General features: G+C 64.2%; 14 protein-coding genes. 12 read left to right on the top strand and 2 right to left on the bottom strand.

Features of this window, described 5'->3' with window-relative positions; translation table 11 throughout:
• Positions 1-8: 8 nt before the first annotated feature.
• The 12 genes from ACOQOU_RS05520 (at position 9) to ACOQOU_RS05465 (ending at position 13,133) form a co-directional block, all read left to right on the top strand.
• Positions 9-1,508, top strand: a complete 1,500-nt coding sequence (locus tag ACOQOU_RS05520) for a sugar ABC transporter ATP-binding protein (RefSeq protein ID WP_306025156.1) — start codon at positions 9-11, stop codon at positions 1,506-1,508.
• A 110-nt stretch (positions 1,509-1,618) separates the two neighbouring features.
• A complete protein-coding gene (locus ACOQOU_RS05515; RefSeq protein ID WP_306025157.1) occupies positions 1,619-2,509 on the top strand; it encodes an ABC transporter permease in 891 nt (296 codons plus the stop codon).
• On the top strand, positions 2,506-3,468 hold the full coding sequence (locus tag ACOQOU_RS05510; protein ID WP_306025158.1) for an ABC transporter permease: 963 nt from the start codon (positions 2,506-2,508) through the stop codon (positions 3,466-3,468). The genes ACOQOU_RS05515 and ACOQOU_RS05510 overlap by 4 nt, the downstream gene beginning before the upstream one ends.
• Before the next feature lie 26 nt (positions 3,469-3,494).
• Positions 3,495-4,430 carry a sugar ABC transporter substrate-binding protein gene (locus ACOQOU_RS05505; RefSeq protein ID WP_109768281.1) on the top strand — a complete coding sequence of 312 codons (936 nt, stop codon included), beginning with the start codon at positions 3,495-3,497 and terminating at the stop codon, positions 4,428-4,430.
• A 465-nt stretch (positions 4,431-4,895) separates the two neighbouring features.
• Positions 4,896-5,927 (top strand): LacI family DNA-binding transcriptional regulator, encoded by a 1,032-nt coding sequence (locus ACOQOU_RS05500; protein ID WP_306025159.1) that lies wholly within the window; start codon positions 4,896-4,898, stop codon positions 5,925-5,927.
• Between the two features lie 98 nt (positions 5,928-6,025).
• Complete coding sequence (locus tag ACOQOU_RS05495) at positions 6,026-7,336, top strand: ABC transporter substrate-binding protein (protein WP_375565840.1); 1,311 nt, start codon at positions 6,026-6,028, stop codon at positions 7,334-7,336.
• Between the two features lie 115 nt (positions 7,337-7,451).
• A complete protein-coding gene (locus ACOQOU_RS05490; RefSeq protein ID WP_306025160.1) occupies positions 7,452-8,330 on the top strand; it encodes a carbohydrate ABC transporter permease in 879 nt (292 codons plus the stop codon).
• A 9-nt stretch (positions 8,331-8,339) separates the two neighbouring features.
• Complete coding sequence (locus tag ACOQOU_RS05485) at positions 8,340-9,170, top strand: carbohydrate ABC transporter permease (RefSeq protein WP_306025161.1); 831 nt, start codon at positions 8,340-8,342, stop codon at positions 9,168-9,170.
• 11 nt (positions 9,171-9,181) lie between these two features.
• The gene (locus ACOQOU_RS05480; RefSeq protein ID WP_306025162.1) at positions 9,182-10,186 is read left to right on the top strand and encodes an ABC transporter ATP-binding protein; all 1,005 of its coding nucleotides are present in this window, start codon (positions 9,182-9,184) and stop codon (positions 10,184-10,186) included.
• Positions 10,183-10,956, top strand: coding sequence for an L-iditol 2-dehydrogenase (locus tag ACOQOU_RS05475; protein WP_306025180.1), 774 nt, complete (start codon positions 10,183-10,185; stop codon positions 10,954-10,956). The genes ACOQOU_RS05480 and ACOQOU_RS05475 overlap by 4 nt, the downstream gene beginning before the upstream one ends.
• Entirely contained in the window at positions 10,956-12,464 is a 1,509-nt protein-coding gene (locus ACOQOU_RS05470) for a mannitol dehydrogenase family protein (RefSeq protein WP_306025163.1), read from the top strand. The genes ACOQOU_RS05475 and ACOQOU_RS05470 overlap by 1 nt, the downstream gene beginning before the upstream one ends.
• A 51-nt stretch (positions 12,465-12,515) precedes the next feature.
• Positions 12,516-13,133 carry a nucleoside/nucleotide kinase family protein gene (locus ACOQOU_RS05465; RefSeq protein WP_420578851.1) on the top strand — a complete coding sequence of 206 codons (618 nt, stop codon included), beginning with the start codon at positions 12,516-12,518 and terminating at the stop codon, positions 13,131-13,133.
• A gap of 429 nt (positions 13,134-13,562) precedes the next feature.
• Here ACOQOU_RS05465 and ACOQOU_RS05460 read toward each other — a convergent pair whose 3' ends face one another.
• Positions 13,563-14,774, bottom strand: a complete 1,212-nt coding sequence (locus ACOQOU_RS05460) for an efflux RND transporter periplasmic adaptor subunit (protein WP_306026525.1) — start codon at positions 14,772-14,774, stop codon at positions 13,563-13,565.
• A gap of 4 nt (positions 14,775-14,778) precedes the next feature.
• The gene (locus tag ACOQOU_RS05455; protein WP_109768271.1) at positions 14,779-17,145 is read right to left on the bottom strand and encodes an FtsX-like permease family protein; all 2,367 of its coding nucleotides are present in this window, start codon (positions 17,143-17,145) and stop codon (positions 14,779-14,781) included.

Below are 17,145 nucleotides of genomic sequence, written 5' to 3'. Positions count from 1 at the left end.
GGAAGGGTATGTCGGCTGTGGCAACAGCTCTCCGCATGCGGGGGATCAGCAAGACTTTTCCGGGCGTGAAGGCGCTTTCGGACGTCAATCTGACGGTCGACTTCGGTCGCGTTCATGCGATCGTCGGCGAAAACGGCGCCGGCAAGTCGACGCTGATGAAGGTGCTCAGCGGCACCTATCTGCCGACGACGGGGACGACCGATATCGCCGGTGTCGAAGTGCGCATGCGCAAGCCCGCCGACGCGCAGAGACTTGGCATCCGCATGGTTCATCAGGAACTCAATCTGGTTCCGGACCTCACCGTTGCCGAAAACGTCTATCTCGGCCGCATGCCGCGCAAGTGGGGTCTTGCCGACAAGGCGAAAATGGTCCGCGATGCCGCCGCCATCCTCGACGAGCTTGGCGCCGCGATCGATCCGAAGGCACGGCTCGGCGACCTGTCGATCAGCCAGCAGCAGCTCGTCGAGATTGCAAAGGCCTATGCGGCCGGGCCCCGCATCATCGTTCTGGACGAGCCGACCTCCAGCCTGAGCGAGCACGAGACCGCGGCCCTGTTCCGCATCCTGCGCAAGATGAAGCAGGAAGGCATTGCGATCGTCTACATCAGCCACCGCCTCAAGGAGGTGCTGGAGATCGCCGACGACGTGACCATCCTGCGCGACGGCAGCATGATCGACACGCGCCCGGCAGACGGAATAACGGCTGCCGAGATGATCCGCCTGATGGTGGGGCGCGAGGTCACCAATGTCTTTCCCAAGACGCCGTCGGAAATCGGCGCTCCGGTGCTGAAGGTCGAGGGCCTCGGCGACGGCTACAACTTCCGCGATGTGAGCTTCGAGGTGCGGGCGGGCGAGATTCTCGGCCTCACCGGGCTTGTCGGGGCAGGGCGCACCGAATTGGCCAGGTCGGTCTTCGGCCTGGCGCGCGTCACCGAAGGCCGGGTCGAAATCGGCGGAAAGCCGGTTGCGATCAATTCACCAGCGGCTGCCGTGCGCGCCGGCATCGCCTATGTGCCCGAGGACCGCAAGGACGACGGCATCGTACCGTCTTTGAGCGTGAGGGAGAACATCAGCCTGCCGGTGCTGCGCAAGCTGTCCCGCTTCGGCAGGGTGAGCATGAGCGCGGACCGCAAGCTGGCCGAAAGCTACACCAAGGATTTCTCCATCGTGCCGCCGGACCCGGAGCGGCGCATCAGCCTTCTTTCGGGTGGAAACCAGCAAAAGGCGGTTATCTCCAAATGGCTTTCCACCAACCCGTCGGTGCTCATTCTCGATGAGCCGACGCGAGGCGTCGACGTCGGCGCGAAGGCGGAAATTCACCGCATCATCGGCGAGCTGGTCGCCGGCGGCATGGCGGTGGTGATGATTTCGTCGGAACTGTCCGAGGTGCTGGGCGTGTGCGACCGCGTCGTCGTGATGCGCGACGGTCATGCCTCCGCGCCGGTCGAGCGCGCGGCGCTGAGCGAGGCGAGGATCATGGCGCTTGCCACCGGGGAGGAGGCGGCGTGACGGACGTGCCGATACAGATGCAGCAAGGCACGGCGAACGAACGCTTCCGGAGCGGCAGTCCGCTGTTCGATCTTTTGTCGCGCGGCGGGCTTGCGATCGCAATCCTGGCGGTGCTGATCTACGGCTCTCTGGCCAGCCCCGTGTTCTTTACCGCGGGAAACTTCGTCAACGTGCTGACCTCGATGGCGATCGTCGGCATCGTCGTGGTGGGCATGACCTTCGTGCTCGTGGTGGGCGGGCTTGCCGATCTGTCGGTGCCCGCGACGATTGCGTGCGGAGCGATTCTCTCGCTCGCCCTGCAACCGGTCATCGGCCCGGTGCCGGCCTTCGCGGCGGCGATTGCACTTGCCGGTTTCTGCGGGCTGATGAGCGGCCTTTTGATCGGCTATGTCGGCATCAACCCGATTGTCGCCACGCTTGGCGTCGGCACGATCGTGCTGGGCATCGTGCAGGCGGCGGTGGGCGGCGTGATCGTCTACGGCACGAACCCGGACACGGCCGCGCTGGTCAAGAGCCGCCTTTTCGGCATACCCGCCATCGTGCTGATTTTCATGGCGGTGGCGGTGGTCGGCCACTTCGCGCTGTCGCGTTCCTACTGGGGCCGGTGGACCATCGCGACCGGCGGCAACTACGCCGCCGCGGAAGCGAGTGCGGTGCCGGTGCGCGCGGTCAAGGCCGGCGCCTTCGTGATCACAGGGCTCTGCGCGGGCTTGAGCGGTGCGCTGTTGGGATTGACGCTGCAAAGCGCCCGGCCGCTGGTGGGCACGGGCTACGAGTTCAGCGCCATCACGGCGGTTGTGGTCGGCGGGGTTTCGATCATGGGCGGCTTCGGCTCGGTGCCGCGCGCGATAGCCGGACTGGTGTTCGTTCAGCTGCTGACCAATGTGATGGTGCTGCAGGGCGTGCGCACGCCGGTGCAGGGCTTTGCGCTCGGTCTGCTGATCGCGATCGCGGTCGCCCTCGATGTCGCCCTTCGCCGGCGGGCAGGAGGGGCGTTATGACAGTGCTTGTGCGGCTCGTCCGCTATCGCGTCGCCGTCATTCTCGGCCTGACGCTGCTGATCGCCTCGCTGACGGTTTCGGGATTTCCGAGCGTCACCACGCTCGGCCTGGGGCTCGACCGCAGCGCGACGATCGGCATCATCGCGATCGGCATGACGGTGCTGCTCATCGCGCGCCAGATCGATCTTTCGGTCGGCTCGACCTTTGCGCTGGCCGGCATCACCGCCATCATGCTTCAGCCCGTCATCGGCATCTGGCCAGCCGCCCTTGCCGGCGTGCTGGCAGGGGCGGCGGCGGGCGCCTTCAACGGGCTGCTCTCGGTTGTCTTCAAGGTCAATGCGCTGGTGGCCACGCTTGCCACCATGCTGATCTTCCGTTCGGTCGCGCACTGGCTGACCGACAGCCAGCCCGTTCCCGGCACCGACATCATGCTGTCGCTGGCTCTGTCGACGGTCCATCTTGAGATTTTCACGCTGCGCAGCGCGCTGTTCGTCGGCTCGATCCTGCTGCTTCATTTCTGGCTGACGCGCACGGTGGCGGGACGCAACCTGTTCGCGGTCGGCTCCAATGCCGATGCGGCCGAGGCAAGCGGCATCGCGCCCGGCCGGACCGTGTTCCTGGCCTTCGTCTTCGCCGGAACGCTGGCCGGCGTGGCCGGTGTGCTCCAGAGCCTGACGACCAATACGGGCTCGCCCGTTTTCGGCGCCGAGCTGATCGTCACCGTGATCGCGGCGGTGGTGGTCGGCGGGACGCGCATCGAGGGCGGGCGCGGCTCCGCGCTCGGCACGCTGGGCGGCGTGCTGACGATCGCCGCGCTGACGACCGCGATGGAGTTCCAGTCGGTGCCCGCCTACATCCAGCAGGTCGTCGTCGGCCTCATTCTCATTCTGCTTGTCGTTCTCGACCGTACCGTGCGGCCGGGCCCGCGCACACATGCGGCGGCAGGCGTCCCGGGCTGAAATCCCACAATCACCAGGAGGAAACCATGACCAAAGCGAAAACCGGAACGATCGTCAGCGCGCTGGCGCTGCTCGCCTCTGTTGGCTGGGCGGAGGCAAGGACGGTCTGCTACGTTACCGCTGCCGACGCGCACGCCTATGCCACCCCGGCCAACGAGGCTCTGGAGGCACGCGCCGAGGAACTCGGCATCGAAGTCATCACGCTGAGCCAGAATTTCGACGTGCAGACCGGCACGCAGCAGCTCAACACCTGCATCGCGCGCAACGCCGACGGCATCATCCTGTGGCCGCTTGACCCGCAGGCCTACATCCCCGGCCTGGCAAGGGCCCAGCAGGCCGAGATCCCGGCCATCCTGATCAACTCGCCGATGGACGAGCAGGCCAACCAGTTCATCCTGTCTTTCACCGGCCCCGATGTCTACGAGCAAGGCGGGATGGCCGCCGACTCGCTCACCGACGTTTTGGGCGGCGAGGGCTCGGTCGTCGTGATCGCCGGACAGGCGGGCAATGGCACCACAATCGGCCGCGTCGGCGGCTTCGTCGATCGGCTGGCCGAGATCGACAGCAAGATCGAGGTGCTCGATACGGTTAACGCGGACTTCGATCAGCAGAAGGCGCTCGTCGTCAGCCGCGACCTGATCACCCGCTTCGGCGACGGTATCGACGGCGTCTACGCCAATGACGACACGATGGCGCGCGGTTTCATCGACGCATGGAAGGAAGCCAGGCCCGGCGAGCCGATGCCGCCGATCGTCGGGATCAACGGCCAGAGGGATGCCTTCGAGTCGATCAAGTCCGGCGAGATGTATTCGACGATCGTCCAGTCGCCGGTGGAAGACGGCAAGCTTGCGATCGAGACCATGGCCCGGATCCTCGACGGTCAGGAGGTCGGCGCCCGCCTGCCGATCCCGCTCACCGTCGTGACGAAGGCGAATGTCGACAGTGTCGAGCCGGCATTCTGATCCGTGCCGGCCTGGTCCGGAATTTGGAGGGCCCGCCTTGTGCGGGCCTCTTGCTCTGTCGGCTGCAATTCCGGCGTCGTCCGTCAGGTCCGGCATGTCGGCCTTTGCGGCGGGACCGTCGAGTTCGACCGGATGCCGCGTGCGCGCCGCCCGATTGCATGGCTGCTCGTCCCATAGGTGCGGCGATCTCCCGCGCTGAAGCGGGAGCGGACAGAGCGCTTCCAGTACATCGGCAGGTCCCATCGCGGCGCGCGCTCCGGTCTTCCGCGATCCCGAAGGACTGTCCGGATATACCGCATGGAAATGGAAGGCCTGCGGGCTCCTGGGAACTGCACCGGGGCGTTGCCTACGGACTGCCGCCGGCTGCCGGTGGACGAAATGGTTGAAAATTTGCGCGCGATAAGAAATGGTAAGTTTCTGTAATGGTACCGATCCTGTGCCGAGTTGGGCGCTCGGCGGAGCAGCATGTCAGACACGAAGATCCGGAACATGGAGGAGTTTGCCGCGGTGAGCGGCATTTCGCGTCCGACGATCTCCAAATATTTCCATGATCCCGACAGTGTCCGGCCATCGACGCGCGAGCGAATTGAGCGGGCGCTCGAAAGGTACGATTACCGTCCAAACATTTTCGCGATGAACCAGAACCGGAAGCTGACCAAGAATGTCGGCATCGTGGTTCCTTATCTGGCCGATCCGTTCTTCGCCGAAATCGCGCGTCAGCTGGAGCAGCGCTGCATCGAAGCCGGGTTCCGGCCGACCCTTTTCAGCGCCCATGGCCAGCAGGACCTGGAAAACGACATTCTCGACAGCCTCCGGTCGCTCAAGCCCGCCGGCGTCCTTTTGGCGCCGCTTGGCCGCGCCTCGGACCGCAAGACGGTCGAGCGCTTTTGTGCGGATGTGCCGACAGTCCTGTTCGACAGCAACATCGAAGGTGTCGGCGAAGCCTTTGTCGGTTCGGACAATTTCAGCTTCGTGTCGCAGACGGTGGAGTATCTGACCCGCACGGGCGACCCGCCCTGCTTCTTCGAGATGATGACACCGGCAAATCCGAACGCCAACAAGCGGCGTCTGGCCTATCTTGAAATGATGGAGCGCCTCGGGCTTGAACCGCATGTCATCAAGATCGAGGGTGAAGGATGGGCCTTCGAGGAGATCGGGCGCCAGGGTGCGCTGCGGATCCTCGACGCCGGCGGTTTCCCCACGAACATCGTTCTGTGCAGCAATGACCGTCTGGCGATCGGGCTGCTGTCGGCATGCTACGAACGGGGCTTCCGGGTCGGACGCGGCGAGGGCTGCGCGCTGCGTGTCGCCTCGCATGACGATCATCCGTTCTCGCGCTTCACCTGTCCGTCGCTGACAACCGCCGCACACGATTATGATGCGGTGGCCAATTGCGCGATCGGGACACTGAACGATCTGATCGAGGCGGGCGGACGGTTCCAGAAGCGCACGGAGACGCTTTTTGCTGCGCGCCTCGTGCTGAGAGCCTCCGCATGACGCGATCCAAAAATTTACGCGCGAAAAACTTTTCTTGACGCCAGACAATTTTGATGGCTAACCTCCCGACCACATCCATGTCAGGGAGGAAGAGGATGTTGAGAAAGAACGCACTTTGTGCGGCAACCGCGCTTTCGGTCTTTGCGGCCGGCAGCGCCTTTGCTGATAACCACTCCACCATCACCGTCGCCACCGTCAACAATGGCGACATGATCCGGATGCAGGGCTATACGGATCAATTCACCGAGGCGACCGGCATCGGCGTCGAGTGGGTGACACTGGAAGAGAACGTCCTGCGCCAGCGCGTCACGACCGACATCACCACCAAGGGCGGCCAGTTCGACATCATGACCATCGGCATGTACGAGACGCCGATCTGGGGCGCAAACGGCTGGCTGATCCCGCTGGACGATTTGTCGGCCGAGTACGATGTGGACGATATCCTGCCGGCGATGCGCGGTGGCCTTTCCCACGATGGCACGCTCTATGCCGCGCCGTTCTATGGCGAAAGCTCCATGGTGATGTACCGCACCGACCTGATGGAAGCCGCCGGGCTCGAAATGCCCGAGGCGCCGACCTGGGAGTTCATTCGTGAAGCGGCGATTGCGATGACCGACCGCGAGAACGACATCAACGGCATCTGCCTGCGTGGCAAGGCCGGATGGGGTGAGGGCGGTGCCTTCATCACGGTCACGGCGAACTCGTTCGGCGCGCGCTGGTTCGACGAGGACTGGAACGCCCAGTTCGATCAGCCGGAGTGGGCCAACGCGCTCAACTTCTTCGTTGACCTGATGGCCGAGGCCGGCCCTCCCGGATACTCCACCAACGGCTTCAACGAGAACCTGTCGCTGTTCCAGCAGGGCAAATGCGGCATGTGGATCGATGCCACGGTTGCGGCGTCCTTCGTGACCAATCCCGATGACTCCACCGTGGCCGACTCGGTCGGTTTCGCGCTGGCGCCCGACACGGGCATGGGCAAACGCTCCAACTGGCTGTGGGCCTGGGCGCTGGCAATCCCGGCGGGCACGCAGAAGGAGGCCGAAGCCAAGCAGTTCATCGAGTGGGCGACCTCGAAGGAGTACATCGAGCTCGTGGCCGCGAACGAGGGCTGGGCCAACGTGCCGCCCGGCGCCCGGACCTCGCTCTACGAGAATCCGGAGTATCAGGCCGTGCCGTTCGCCCAGATGACGCTTGACTCCATCAACGCGGCCGATCCGACCAACCCGACCGTCAAGCCCGTGCCCTATGTCGGCATCCAGTTCGTCGCCATTCCGGAGTTTGCCGGTATCGCCACAGAGGTCAGCCAGGAGTTCTCGGCTGTCTATGCCGGCCAGCAATCGGTCGAGGAAGCGCTGGAAAAGGCGCAGGCAATCACCAACGACGCCATGGAAGCCGCCGGCTACCGCTAGGCCCTTCCGCCGCATTTCCGGGGGGGCGGCAGCACGTTGCCCCCCGGCGCTCAAACACCTTTAATCGTCGCATCGTCTGAGACGGGCTTGGACCGTCAACGGGGGAGATGCATCCATGGCAACCCAGCATTCGCGTTCCGCAGCCAGATTGATGATGGCACCGGCCGTGATCCTGCTTCTGGGCTGGATGCTGGTGCCGCTGACGATGACACTGTTCTTCTCGTTCAAGCGATATCTTCCGCTGCGCGGCGACTCCCTCGAGCGGGGTCTCGACTGGGTCGGTTTCGAGAACTATGCACGGTTCCTGAGTTCGAGTTCCTTCTGGCCCAGCGTCCAGGCGACGCTGGTCATCGTCGGCGGCGTGCTCGTGGTTACCGTCGTGCTCGGCGTTCTGCTCGCTTTGCTGCTGGATCAGCCATTCTGGGGTCAGGGGATCGTCCGCATCCTGGTGATCGCGCCTTTCTTCGTGATGCCGACCGTGTCCGCGCTGGTCTGGAAGAACATGTTCATGGATCCGGTCAACGGGATTCTTGCACATCTGTGGCGCTTCTTCGGCGCCGAACCGGTGTCGTGGCTTTCCGATGCCTCGGTCCAGTCGATCATCCTGATCGTGTCCTGGCAGTGGCTGCCGTTCGCGACGCTCATTCTGCTGACCGCGGTTCAGTCGCTCGACAGCGAGCAGCTCGAGGCGGCCGAGATGGATGGCGCGCCGGCGTTCGCGCGATTCGGTTTCATCATCCTGCCGCATCTGGCGCGGGCGATCACCATCGTGATCCTGATCCAGACGACCTTCCTGTTGTCGATCTTCGCGGAAATCTTCGTGACGACCGGCGGGTCCTTCGGCACACGGACGCTCACCTATCTGATCTTCCAGCGCGTCGTCGACAGCCAGAACATCGGCCTTGGTTCGGCCGGCGGCGTCTACGCCATCATCCTCGCCAACATCATCGCCATCTTCCTGATGCGCATCGTCGGCAAGAACCTCGATCGGTAGGGCGAAGACATGGCACGGGCAACCACAACACGCCGCAAGGTCATCACAACCGCCGTCGCATGGGCGATCGGACTGCTGATCTTCTTCCCGATCTACTGGACGATCCTGACCAGCTTCAAGACGGAAGCCCAGGCGATCAACGATCCGCCGCTGTTCTTCTTCTTCGACTGGACGCTGGAAAACTACGCCATCGTGCAGGAGCGGTCGGACTATATGCGCTTCTTGTGGAACTCGGTAATCCTTGCCGGCGGGTCCACGCTTCTGGGCATTCTCGTCGCGGTGCCGGCGGCGTGGTCGATGGCCTTCGTGCCGTCCAAGCGCACCAAGGACATCCTGCTCTGGATGCTGTCGACCAAGATGCTGCCCGCAGTCGGCGTGCTCTATCCGATCTCCCTCATCTTCGTGCAGTTCAACCTGCTCGACACGCGCATCGGCCTTGTCGTGGTGCTGATGCTGATCAACCTGCCGATCATCGTCTGGATGCTCTACACCTACTTCAAGGAAATCCCGGTCGAGATCCTCGAGGCGGCGCGGATGGACGGGGCGTCGCTGCGCGAAGAGATCCTCTACATCCTGACGCCGATGGCCGTTCCGGGCATCGCCTCGACCATCCTTTTGAACTTCATCCTCGCCTGGAACGAGGCCTTTTGGACCCTCAACCTGACCGCGGCCAAAGCCGGGCCGCTGACGGCCTTCATCGCCAGCTATTCCAGCCCCGAGGGTCTGTTCTTCGCCAAGCTCAGCGCCGCCTCGACCATGGCGATCGCGCCGATCCTGGTGCTCGGCTGGTTCAGCCAGAAACAACTCGTCCGCGGCCTGACATTCGGCGCGGTGAAGTAAGGGGACCCACCATGGGACGCATTGTGCTCGACCAGGTGAAGAAGAGGTTCGGTGATGTCACCGTCATCCCGGAGCTGGACCTCGAAATCGAGGACGGGGAGTTTGTCGTTTTTGTCGGCCCTTCAGGCTGCGGCAAGTCGACCCTGTTGCGCCTGATCGCCGGACTCGAAGACGTGACCGACGGCAAGATCGTCATCGACGGCACCGACGCGACCGAGGTGCCGCCCGCCAGGCGGGGCTTGGCCATGGTGTTCCAGTCCTATGCGCTTTATCCGCATATGAGCGTGCGCAAGAACATCGCATTCCCGCTGCGCATGGCCCGGCTCGCCCCCGCCGAACAGAAGCGCCGCGTGGAGCAGGCGGCCGAGGTGCTCAACCTGACGGACTATCTCGACCGCCGGCCGGGCCAGCTCTCCGGCGGTCAGCGCCAGCGTGTCGCGATCGGCCGCGCGATCGTGCGGGAGCCGTCCGCATTTCTGTTTGACGAGCCGCTGTCGAACCTCGATGCCGCGCTGCGCGTTGGCATGCGGCTGGAAATCTCCGAACTGCACAAGCGCCTGAAGACCACGATGATCTATGTCACCCACGATCAGGTGGAGGCGATGACCATGGCTGACAAGATCGTCGTTCTGCAGGCCGGCGTGATCGAACAGGTGGGATCGCCGCTCGAGCTCTACCGGCGTCCACGCAACACGTTTGTCGCCGGCTTCATCGGCTCGCCGAAGATGAACCTCATCTCCGGGCCGGAAGCGGCCAAGCACGACGCCGCCACGATCGGCATCCGGCCCGAGCACATCGACATCTCGGAGACCGATGGGGCGTGGAAGGGCACGATCGGCGTGTCGGAACACCTCGGATCCGACACGTTTTTTCATGTGCAGTGTGACGGCTTGGCCGAGCCGTTGACGGTGCGGGCGCCTGGCGAGCGGGCCCTGAGTTACGGGGCGGACGTGCATCTGACGCCCCGACGCGAGCACATGCACCGGTTCGACGCACAAGGGCTGAGGATCGACTGATGCGCCTTGAGGGGAAGACTGCCCTGATCACCGGCGCAGCGCGGGGGATCGGTCTTGCACTTGCCGAAGCCTATGCGCGCGAAGGGGCGCGGGTGGCGATCGCCGACATCGACATCGGGCGCGCACGTTCCTCCGCTCAAGCATTGGGCGATGCGGCAGTGGCAATCGAAATGGACGTCACGCGGCAGGACAGCATCGACACGGCCGTCGCCGAAACCGTGGCCGCACTCGGCCGCATCGACATCCTGATCAACAACGCCGCCGTCTTCACCGCCGCGCCGATCGTCGAGATCACCCGCGAGGACTATGCGCGCGCCTTCGACATCAACGTGGCCGGGACGCTGTTCACGCTGCAGGCGGTCGCACGGCACATGATCGAAGGCGGCGCAGGCGGCAAGATCATCAATATGGCCAGCCAGGCCGGCCGCCGGGGCGAGCCGCTCGTCGCCGTCTATTGCGCGACGAAGGCCGCGGTCATCAGCCTGACCCAGTCGGCCGCGCTCAACCTGATCCGGCACGGGATCAATGTGAACGCCATCGCGCCTGGTGTGGTGGATGGCGAGCATTGGGATGGCGTCGATGCGTTTTTTTCCAGGTATGAGAACAAGCCGCTTGGCCAGAAGAAGAAGGAAGTCGGCGAAGCGGTTCCCTTTGGCCGGATGGGGCGGGCCGACGACCTGACCGGGATGGCGATCTTTCTGGCCACGGACGAGGCCGACTACATCGTCGCCCAGACCTACAATGTCGATGGCGGGAACTGGATGAACTGATGCGGCTATCGCAGGCGACACTTGGCCAATTGCCGGCCTCCGTCGCGCGCCCGCATTACGACCGGGGCGCGCTCCGCCCCGGCATCGTCCACATCGGCGTCGGGAATTTTCACCGGGCGCATCAGGCCTGGTATCTGCACCGGCTGATGCAGCAGGGCGAAGCGCTCGATTGGGCGATCATCGGCGCGGGGGTTCGGCCCTATGACGCGCAGATGCGCGAGAAACTGCTGGCGCAAGACTGTCTGACGACGCTGATCGAGCTCGATCCGTCGGGGAAATCGGCGGAAGTCATCGGACCGATGATCGATTATCTGCCGATCGAGGACGGCAACGGGCCGCTCATCGATCAACTGGCCGATCCGGGCATCCGCATCGTCGCTTTGACCGTCACCGAAGGCGGCTACTACATCGACCCGGTCAGCCAGGGCTTCGATGCCGGCCATCCCGACATCCGCCATGACGCAGCCAACCCGGATCGGCCCCGAACCGCCTTTGGCGCGATGGTCGCGGCCCTCGCGCGCCGCCGGGCAGCGGGCGACGGCCCGTTCACCGGATTGAGCTGCGACAACCTTCAGGAAAACGGCCGGGTGTTGCGCCGGACCGTCGTGTCATTGGCCCGCCTGTCCGACCCGGATCTGGCGGACTGGATCGACACGCACTGCACATTCCCGAACTCCATGGTCGATTGCATTGTCCCGGCAACGGGAACGCAGGAGATCGCGCTGGTCCAAGCGTTCGGTATCGAGGACGACGCACCGGTGACCCACGAAGATTTCCGCCAGTGGGTGGTGGAGGACGACTTCTGCGCCGGCCGGCCCGATCTGCATCGCGTCGGGGTGACCTTTTCGGACGATGTGCACGCCTACGAGACGATGAAACTGCGCATTCTCAATGCGGGGCATCAGGTGATCGCCAACGCGGGCGAGATCCTGGCAATCGGAACGATCGCCGAATGCATGGCCCACCCCCTGGTTTCGTCGCTGTTCCACAAGGTTCAGCGAGAGGAGATCGCGCCCCACGTGGCCGCCGTTCCCAACATGACGCCCGCGGCCTACATCGATTTGGTCGAGCGGCGCTTCAGCAACACGGCCGTCGTCGACACGACCCGGCGTGTCGCGTTCGATGGGTCGTCGCGGCACACCGGCTTTGTCCTGCCGATCGTCCGCGATGCCCTCGCCGCAGGCGCGCCGATTGAGGGCTTGGCGTTGGTCGAGGCCCTCTGGGCCCGCATGTGTGACGGCACGCGTGAGGACGGTTCGGCGATCGCGCCCAACGATCCGTTCTGGGACGAACTTGTCGGTGCCGCCAGGGCTGCCAGGGACCGGCCGGCGGCATGGCTCGAACAGCGGCAGTTCTACGGCGATCTGGCTGGCAATGAAGGCTTACGCGAGAGCTTTGCCCGGTGGCTCGGCCTGATCTGGTCGGACGGGTGTGAAGCGGCGCTTGAGTGCTACGTCGGACACGCCTCCGTGACTTCGGGGCGCGCGGGCACGGGCGTGAGCGGATAGCCGATGACCGTGCTATTGGCGTCACATTCGCTCAAGCCGCCGGCGCAACTTGTGGAGCGCATCGCCGCCCTGCCCTTGAAGGGACGGCGTCGGCTGGTGGCTATCGCCGGCGCGCCGGCAAGCGGCAAGTCGACCCTGGCCGCGGCACTCACGGAACACCTGGCGCAGGCCGGCCACACAAGTGCGAACGTCCCGATGGACGGTTTTCACCTCGACAACCGCCTATTGGACGAGGCCGGTCTGCGTGCCCGCAAGGGCGCGCCCGAGACATTCGATGCGGGCGGGTTCGTCGCAATGATGCGCCGCCTGAAGTCCGAGGAAGAGGTCTGCTTTCCGCTGTTCGACCGTGGCCGGGATCTGGCGGTGGCGGGAGCGGGCAGGGTGGGGCCCGACTGCGATCTGGCGATTGTCGAAGGCAACTATCTGCTGTTCGACGAACCGCCATGGAATGCGCTTGCCCCGCTGTGGGATCTGTCGATCTGGATCGATACACCCGAGGAACTGGTGCTTAAGCGCACCGTCGAACGTTGGCTGGCGCATGATCACACGCCCGAGGCGGCACGCGCCCGGGCCGAGGGCAACGACCTCGCAAACGCGCGCCGGATCATCGCGGCGCGGCTGCCGTCGGACGTAACCGTTGCAGTGCCTCCGGACGCCGGGGGGCTCTGATCCGGTCCCAAGCCACGCTGCCGTGACCCGTACCCTTTTGAACGCAGCCACCTCGAGTGACAGATTGGCTTGTTCGAGGCACAAACGGCGTGCGCGCGATGCGATACGAACCCGAAGAGATCATCTTGAATCGCACTGCCGCCCTCGCAGATGCTGGCAATCAACTCGACCGGACCAAATTGCGGCGGGCGATGTCCGACAGTCAGGAGCGATTGTCGACGCGAGCAAAACGAAGTCTCCCGCTTTGAACGGGCCGCTCAGTCCGTGCCTCCGATATCCCGGGGGAGTCTCCAGCGGTATAACCAGCGGTTTCCGAAACCGTCGATTGCACGAAGCCGTCTTCGACGCCGTGCGCCACGGATAGAGCCGTTTCGCTGCCGGAAAAGCACACAGACCGGGCAAGCAAACGCGCAAGGCCGCCCTCGGTTGTCAGCGGCCTTCGCTTGCCCGGTCGGCAATCACGCGGCCGTCGGCCAATACATCGCTCGGAAACAGGATAACCGCGTCTCCCTCCGACAGTCCCGACAAGACCTGGGCAGCGCTATCGTTCAGATGTCCAAGTTCAACGCTCCTGATACGCGCGCGCCCGTTCTCGGCGACGAAGACCGCCCATTCGCCCTGGTCACGGTACAGTGCGCTGATGGGAACCTGAAGCACGTCTTCGCCCCGCCAGAGGGCAAGCCGCGCCACGATGCGGTAGCCATGGCCAAGTCCTTCCGGTACCTCGTCGATGTCGAGAACCGCATTGACACGCTGTTCCTCAATGCCCAGCGCCGACACTTGCGTGAACGCGGCCGGCTCGATCTTCCGGACGGTGGCATGCAGGTCCTGGTCGCCACCCCAGTCCGAAATGACGGCCTCGGTGCCCGGACCGATGCGAACGGCATCTGAAGACAGCAGATCGACGGCGATCTCGAGATTGTCGGGGCGCCCGAATTCGGCCACGACAGTGCCAACCGCGACCGCCTGTTCGCTGCGAACCTTGATGGCAAGCGTGACGCCGTCGATCGGTGCGAGCAATGAGACGCAGCATCGGCCGTTTTCACCGGTTCCGGCCATGTCGACCGGCTGGGCGAGGCGGGCCTGGGCGCTGGCAAGCTCTGCCAGGCGCAGGTTGATGCCCGCCATTGCGCTCTCAACCTCGGCCTGCTTGATCTGGAGTTCGCCATAGGCCCGCTCAAGATCGCTGTCGGAGACGATTCTCGTCTTGGCGAGTTGTGACGCACGATCGTATGCGGATTGCGCCAGCCGGAGTGCGGTCTGCGCGCGCGCATGTTCGACATTGGCCAGCGCCACGGCGGCGCGTGAGGCTTCGATCGCGGCCTCGAGTTCGGTTCTGGTGCGCTCGTCGATGAACGGCGGAGCGAGCGGGTGGATCGTGGCGATGACGTCACCCTTTGAGACAAGATCGCCTTCCTCAAGATCGATGCGGTCGAGATGTCCGGCGAGCGTGGACGAGACGGCATAAACGTCCCGCACCCTGGTTACGCCTTCCTCGTCAACGAAGACGACCATCTGTCCGCGGGTGACCTGCCCCAGATCGACGAGCACCGGTCGCTCGCGCAGCGAAAGGAACGCACCGTAAGCGATCACGCCGATCGCGATCAGACCAAACAACCATTTCGACCAGGTGCCTTTCATCAGACTATTCCCGTGTCTTGAGTACTTCGATAAGGTCGAGACGATCGATGCGCCTGCGCACGGCCAGCGCAGAGACGACGGCCGCTGCGGTCACGACCAGGCTCGCGGTCGTATAGGTCGACTGCTCGACCACCAATGGAATCCTGTAGAGATCGCTTTCAAATCCCTGCGCTACCGACCATGCGAAGCCGTATCCGAGCGCCCAGCCGAGAGGCTGGGCAAAGAGGACAACGACCCCCAGTTCGATCATCAGAATCGAGGAGACTTCGCCGCGCGTGAAGCCAAAGACCCTGAGGCTGGCAAGCTCCCTGCCGCGTTCGGAAAGCTGGATACGTGCGGAGTTGTAGATCACGCCGAAGGTGATGATCACCGCGAGCACGGTATAGATGGTGATACTGATGACGATGTTCTCTTCGATGGTCGCGCGGAAATTCGCGCGCGACAGGTTGGTCAGTGCGATCGAGGAAATGCCGGGTGTTTCCTTGACTGCCGCGTAGGTCTGGCCGAGCCGGTCTGCATCGAGCTTGACGCGGGCGCCGCTGATGCGGTCGCCGTCGCGCACAAGCCTGTTCAAGGCTTCGAGGTCCATATATGCGGTCAGACCGACGAGGCTCTGGATCGTACCGGCGACGGGAACGTGGACGATCCTGTCATCTTGCTGCATGACCTCGATGGACGCGAGGTCGCCCACCCGCAGGTCAAGCCGCTCGGCGACGCGATCAGAGAGCACGATTCCGTTCGACGGAAGGGCAAGCGGAAGCTGATCCCGGTCCAGCACACGCGTCAGATCCGTCATCGACGGCAGGCCCTCGAGGACCAGCCGCTCTTCGATGTGGCGGTTGGACATCGTGACGGGTACCTGCCGGTAGGGCTCGGCGGCAAGAATGCCCGGCATGCGGCGCACCGCACGCAAGGCATCGGGGTGCCGGTCGCCGGCGAAAGCAATGACCGCGTCCTCGCGCGAGGTCTGGAAGAAGATCTGGTCGATCATGTGGTCAATGGAGTCGAATGAAAACAGCGCCGTCACAAGCAGTGCCACCGAGAACGATGTACCCAACGCGGTGAGGCCGGTGCGCACCGGGTTCCGCCACAGGTGGCGCAGCGCCATCGTCGTCAGCTGTGAAAAAACGGAATGCAGAATGCCAAGATCGAGACCGAGGCTCCTGTAGTTCGCCGGCGCCGGCGGCCGCATTGCGACTGCAGGCGGCAAGGCGACAACGGTTCGTATGGCGCTCGCAGCGCCGGCGAGCGCCGCGATCACCGATACGACGGCCGCAATGACATAGAGATCGGCGCTGCCGGCAAAGACAAGGAACGGAAACGAGAAGAACTGGGCGTAGAGGCGCGCCAGCGATCCGCCCAGCCATGCGCCCGCGACACTGCCGATCACGAGCCCGACGAGGACGATGGCGAGCACCATCTTCGCGTAGTGCCAGGCAACGCCGACACTTGTGTAGCCGCTTGCCTTGAGCAGGCCGATTTGTTCGCGTTCCAGGGCGATCAGGCGCGACAGGATCATGTTGACCAGGAAGGCGGAAACAAACAGGAAAATCGGCGGAATGACGCCCGCCATGGCCTCGAGCTGCGTCAATTCGGCATCGAGAAAGGCATGCGACGTCTGGTCTTCGCGTCCATACGCACCGGTGCCGCCATAGTGCCGAAGCAGGTCGTCAACGGCTTCCGTGATGACCTCGACATCGGCATTGCGCAATGTTGTCAGGACCGCGCTGTTGAACGATCCGGTCATGTCGAATGCGGCGGCAAGCGTCTTGCGCGGCATGAACAAGATTCCGTATCGGCGCTGGTCGGGAACCATGTCTCCGGGCCCGATCGCGTAGATGAACTCAGGCGACAGAACGACGCCCGTTATCGTCAGCTCCCGGCTCTTGCCGTTTATCTGGGCGCGGAAGCGGTCACCCGGGCGGAAGCCGTGCGCGGATGCAAATGTCTCGACCACCGCGACTTCGTCAGACCGGTCCGGTTCCGGCAGCCTGCCCTGACGCAGGTAAAGCCTGTTGACGCGTGCCTCGCCTGCGTCCGGCAGCGACACGGCGATGCCGGCGGCCGGCTCTATCATGCCGTCAATATCGAGAATCAGATCCTTGACGATCCGCGTTTCAACGGCCGCTACCCCTTCTATGGCGGCCAGATCACGCTTGAGCCGCTCCGGTGCGCGATTGGCCGACGCGAAAACGCTCGCGAACCGGTAGCGTTCGTAGAAGGCGGACCGGGTCTCATCGAGTGACCGGGTCGCACCGACGAACAGCACAATCGTCATGACGCCGCAGGCAATGACGAGCCCGACCGCAAGCACCTGCGCCCAGAGGCGCGTCAGGTCGCGGACGAGTTTGCGGTCGAGTGCGCTCAGCAT

It is taken from the genome of Oceaniradius stylonematis (assembly GCF_965223445.1).
GTDB classification, from domain to species: domain Bacteria; phylum Pseudomonadota; class Alphaproteobacteria; order Rhizobiales; family Rhizobiaceae; genus Roseitalea; species Roseitalea stylonematis.
Note: the sequence above shows the minus strand (reverse complement) of the source record. Positions and strands in the feature narration are given on the sequence as shown.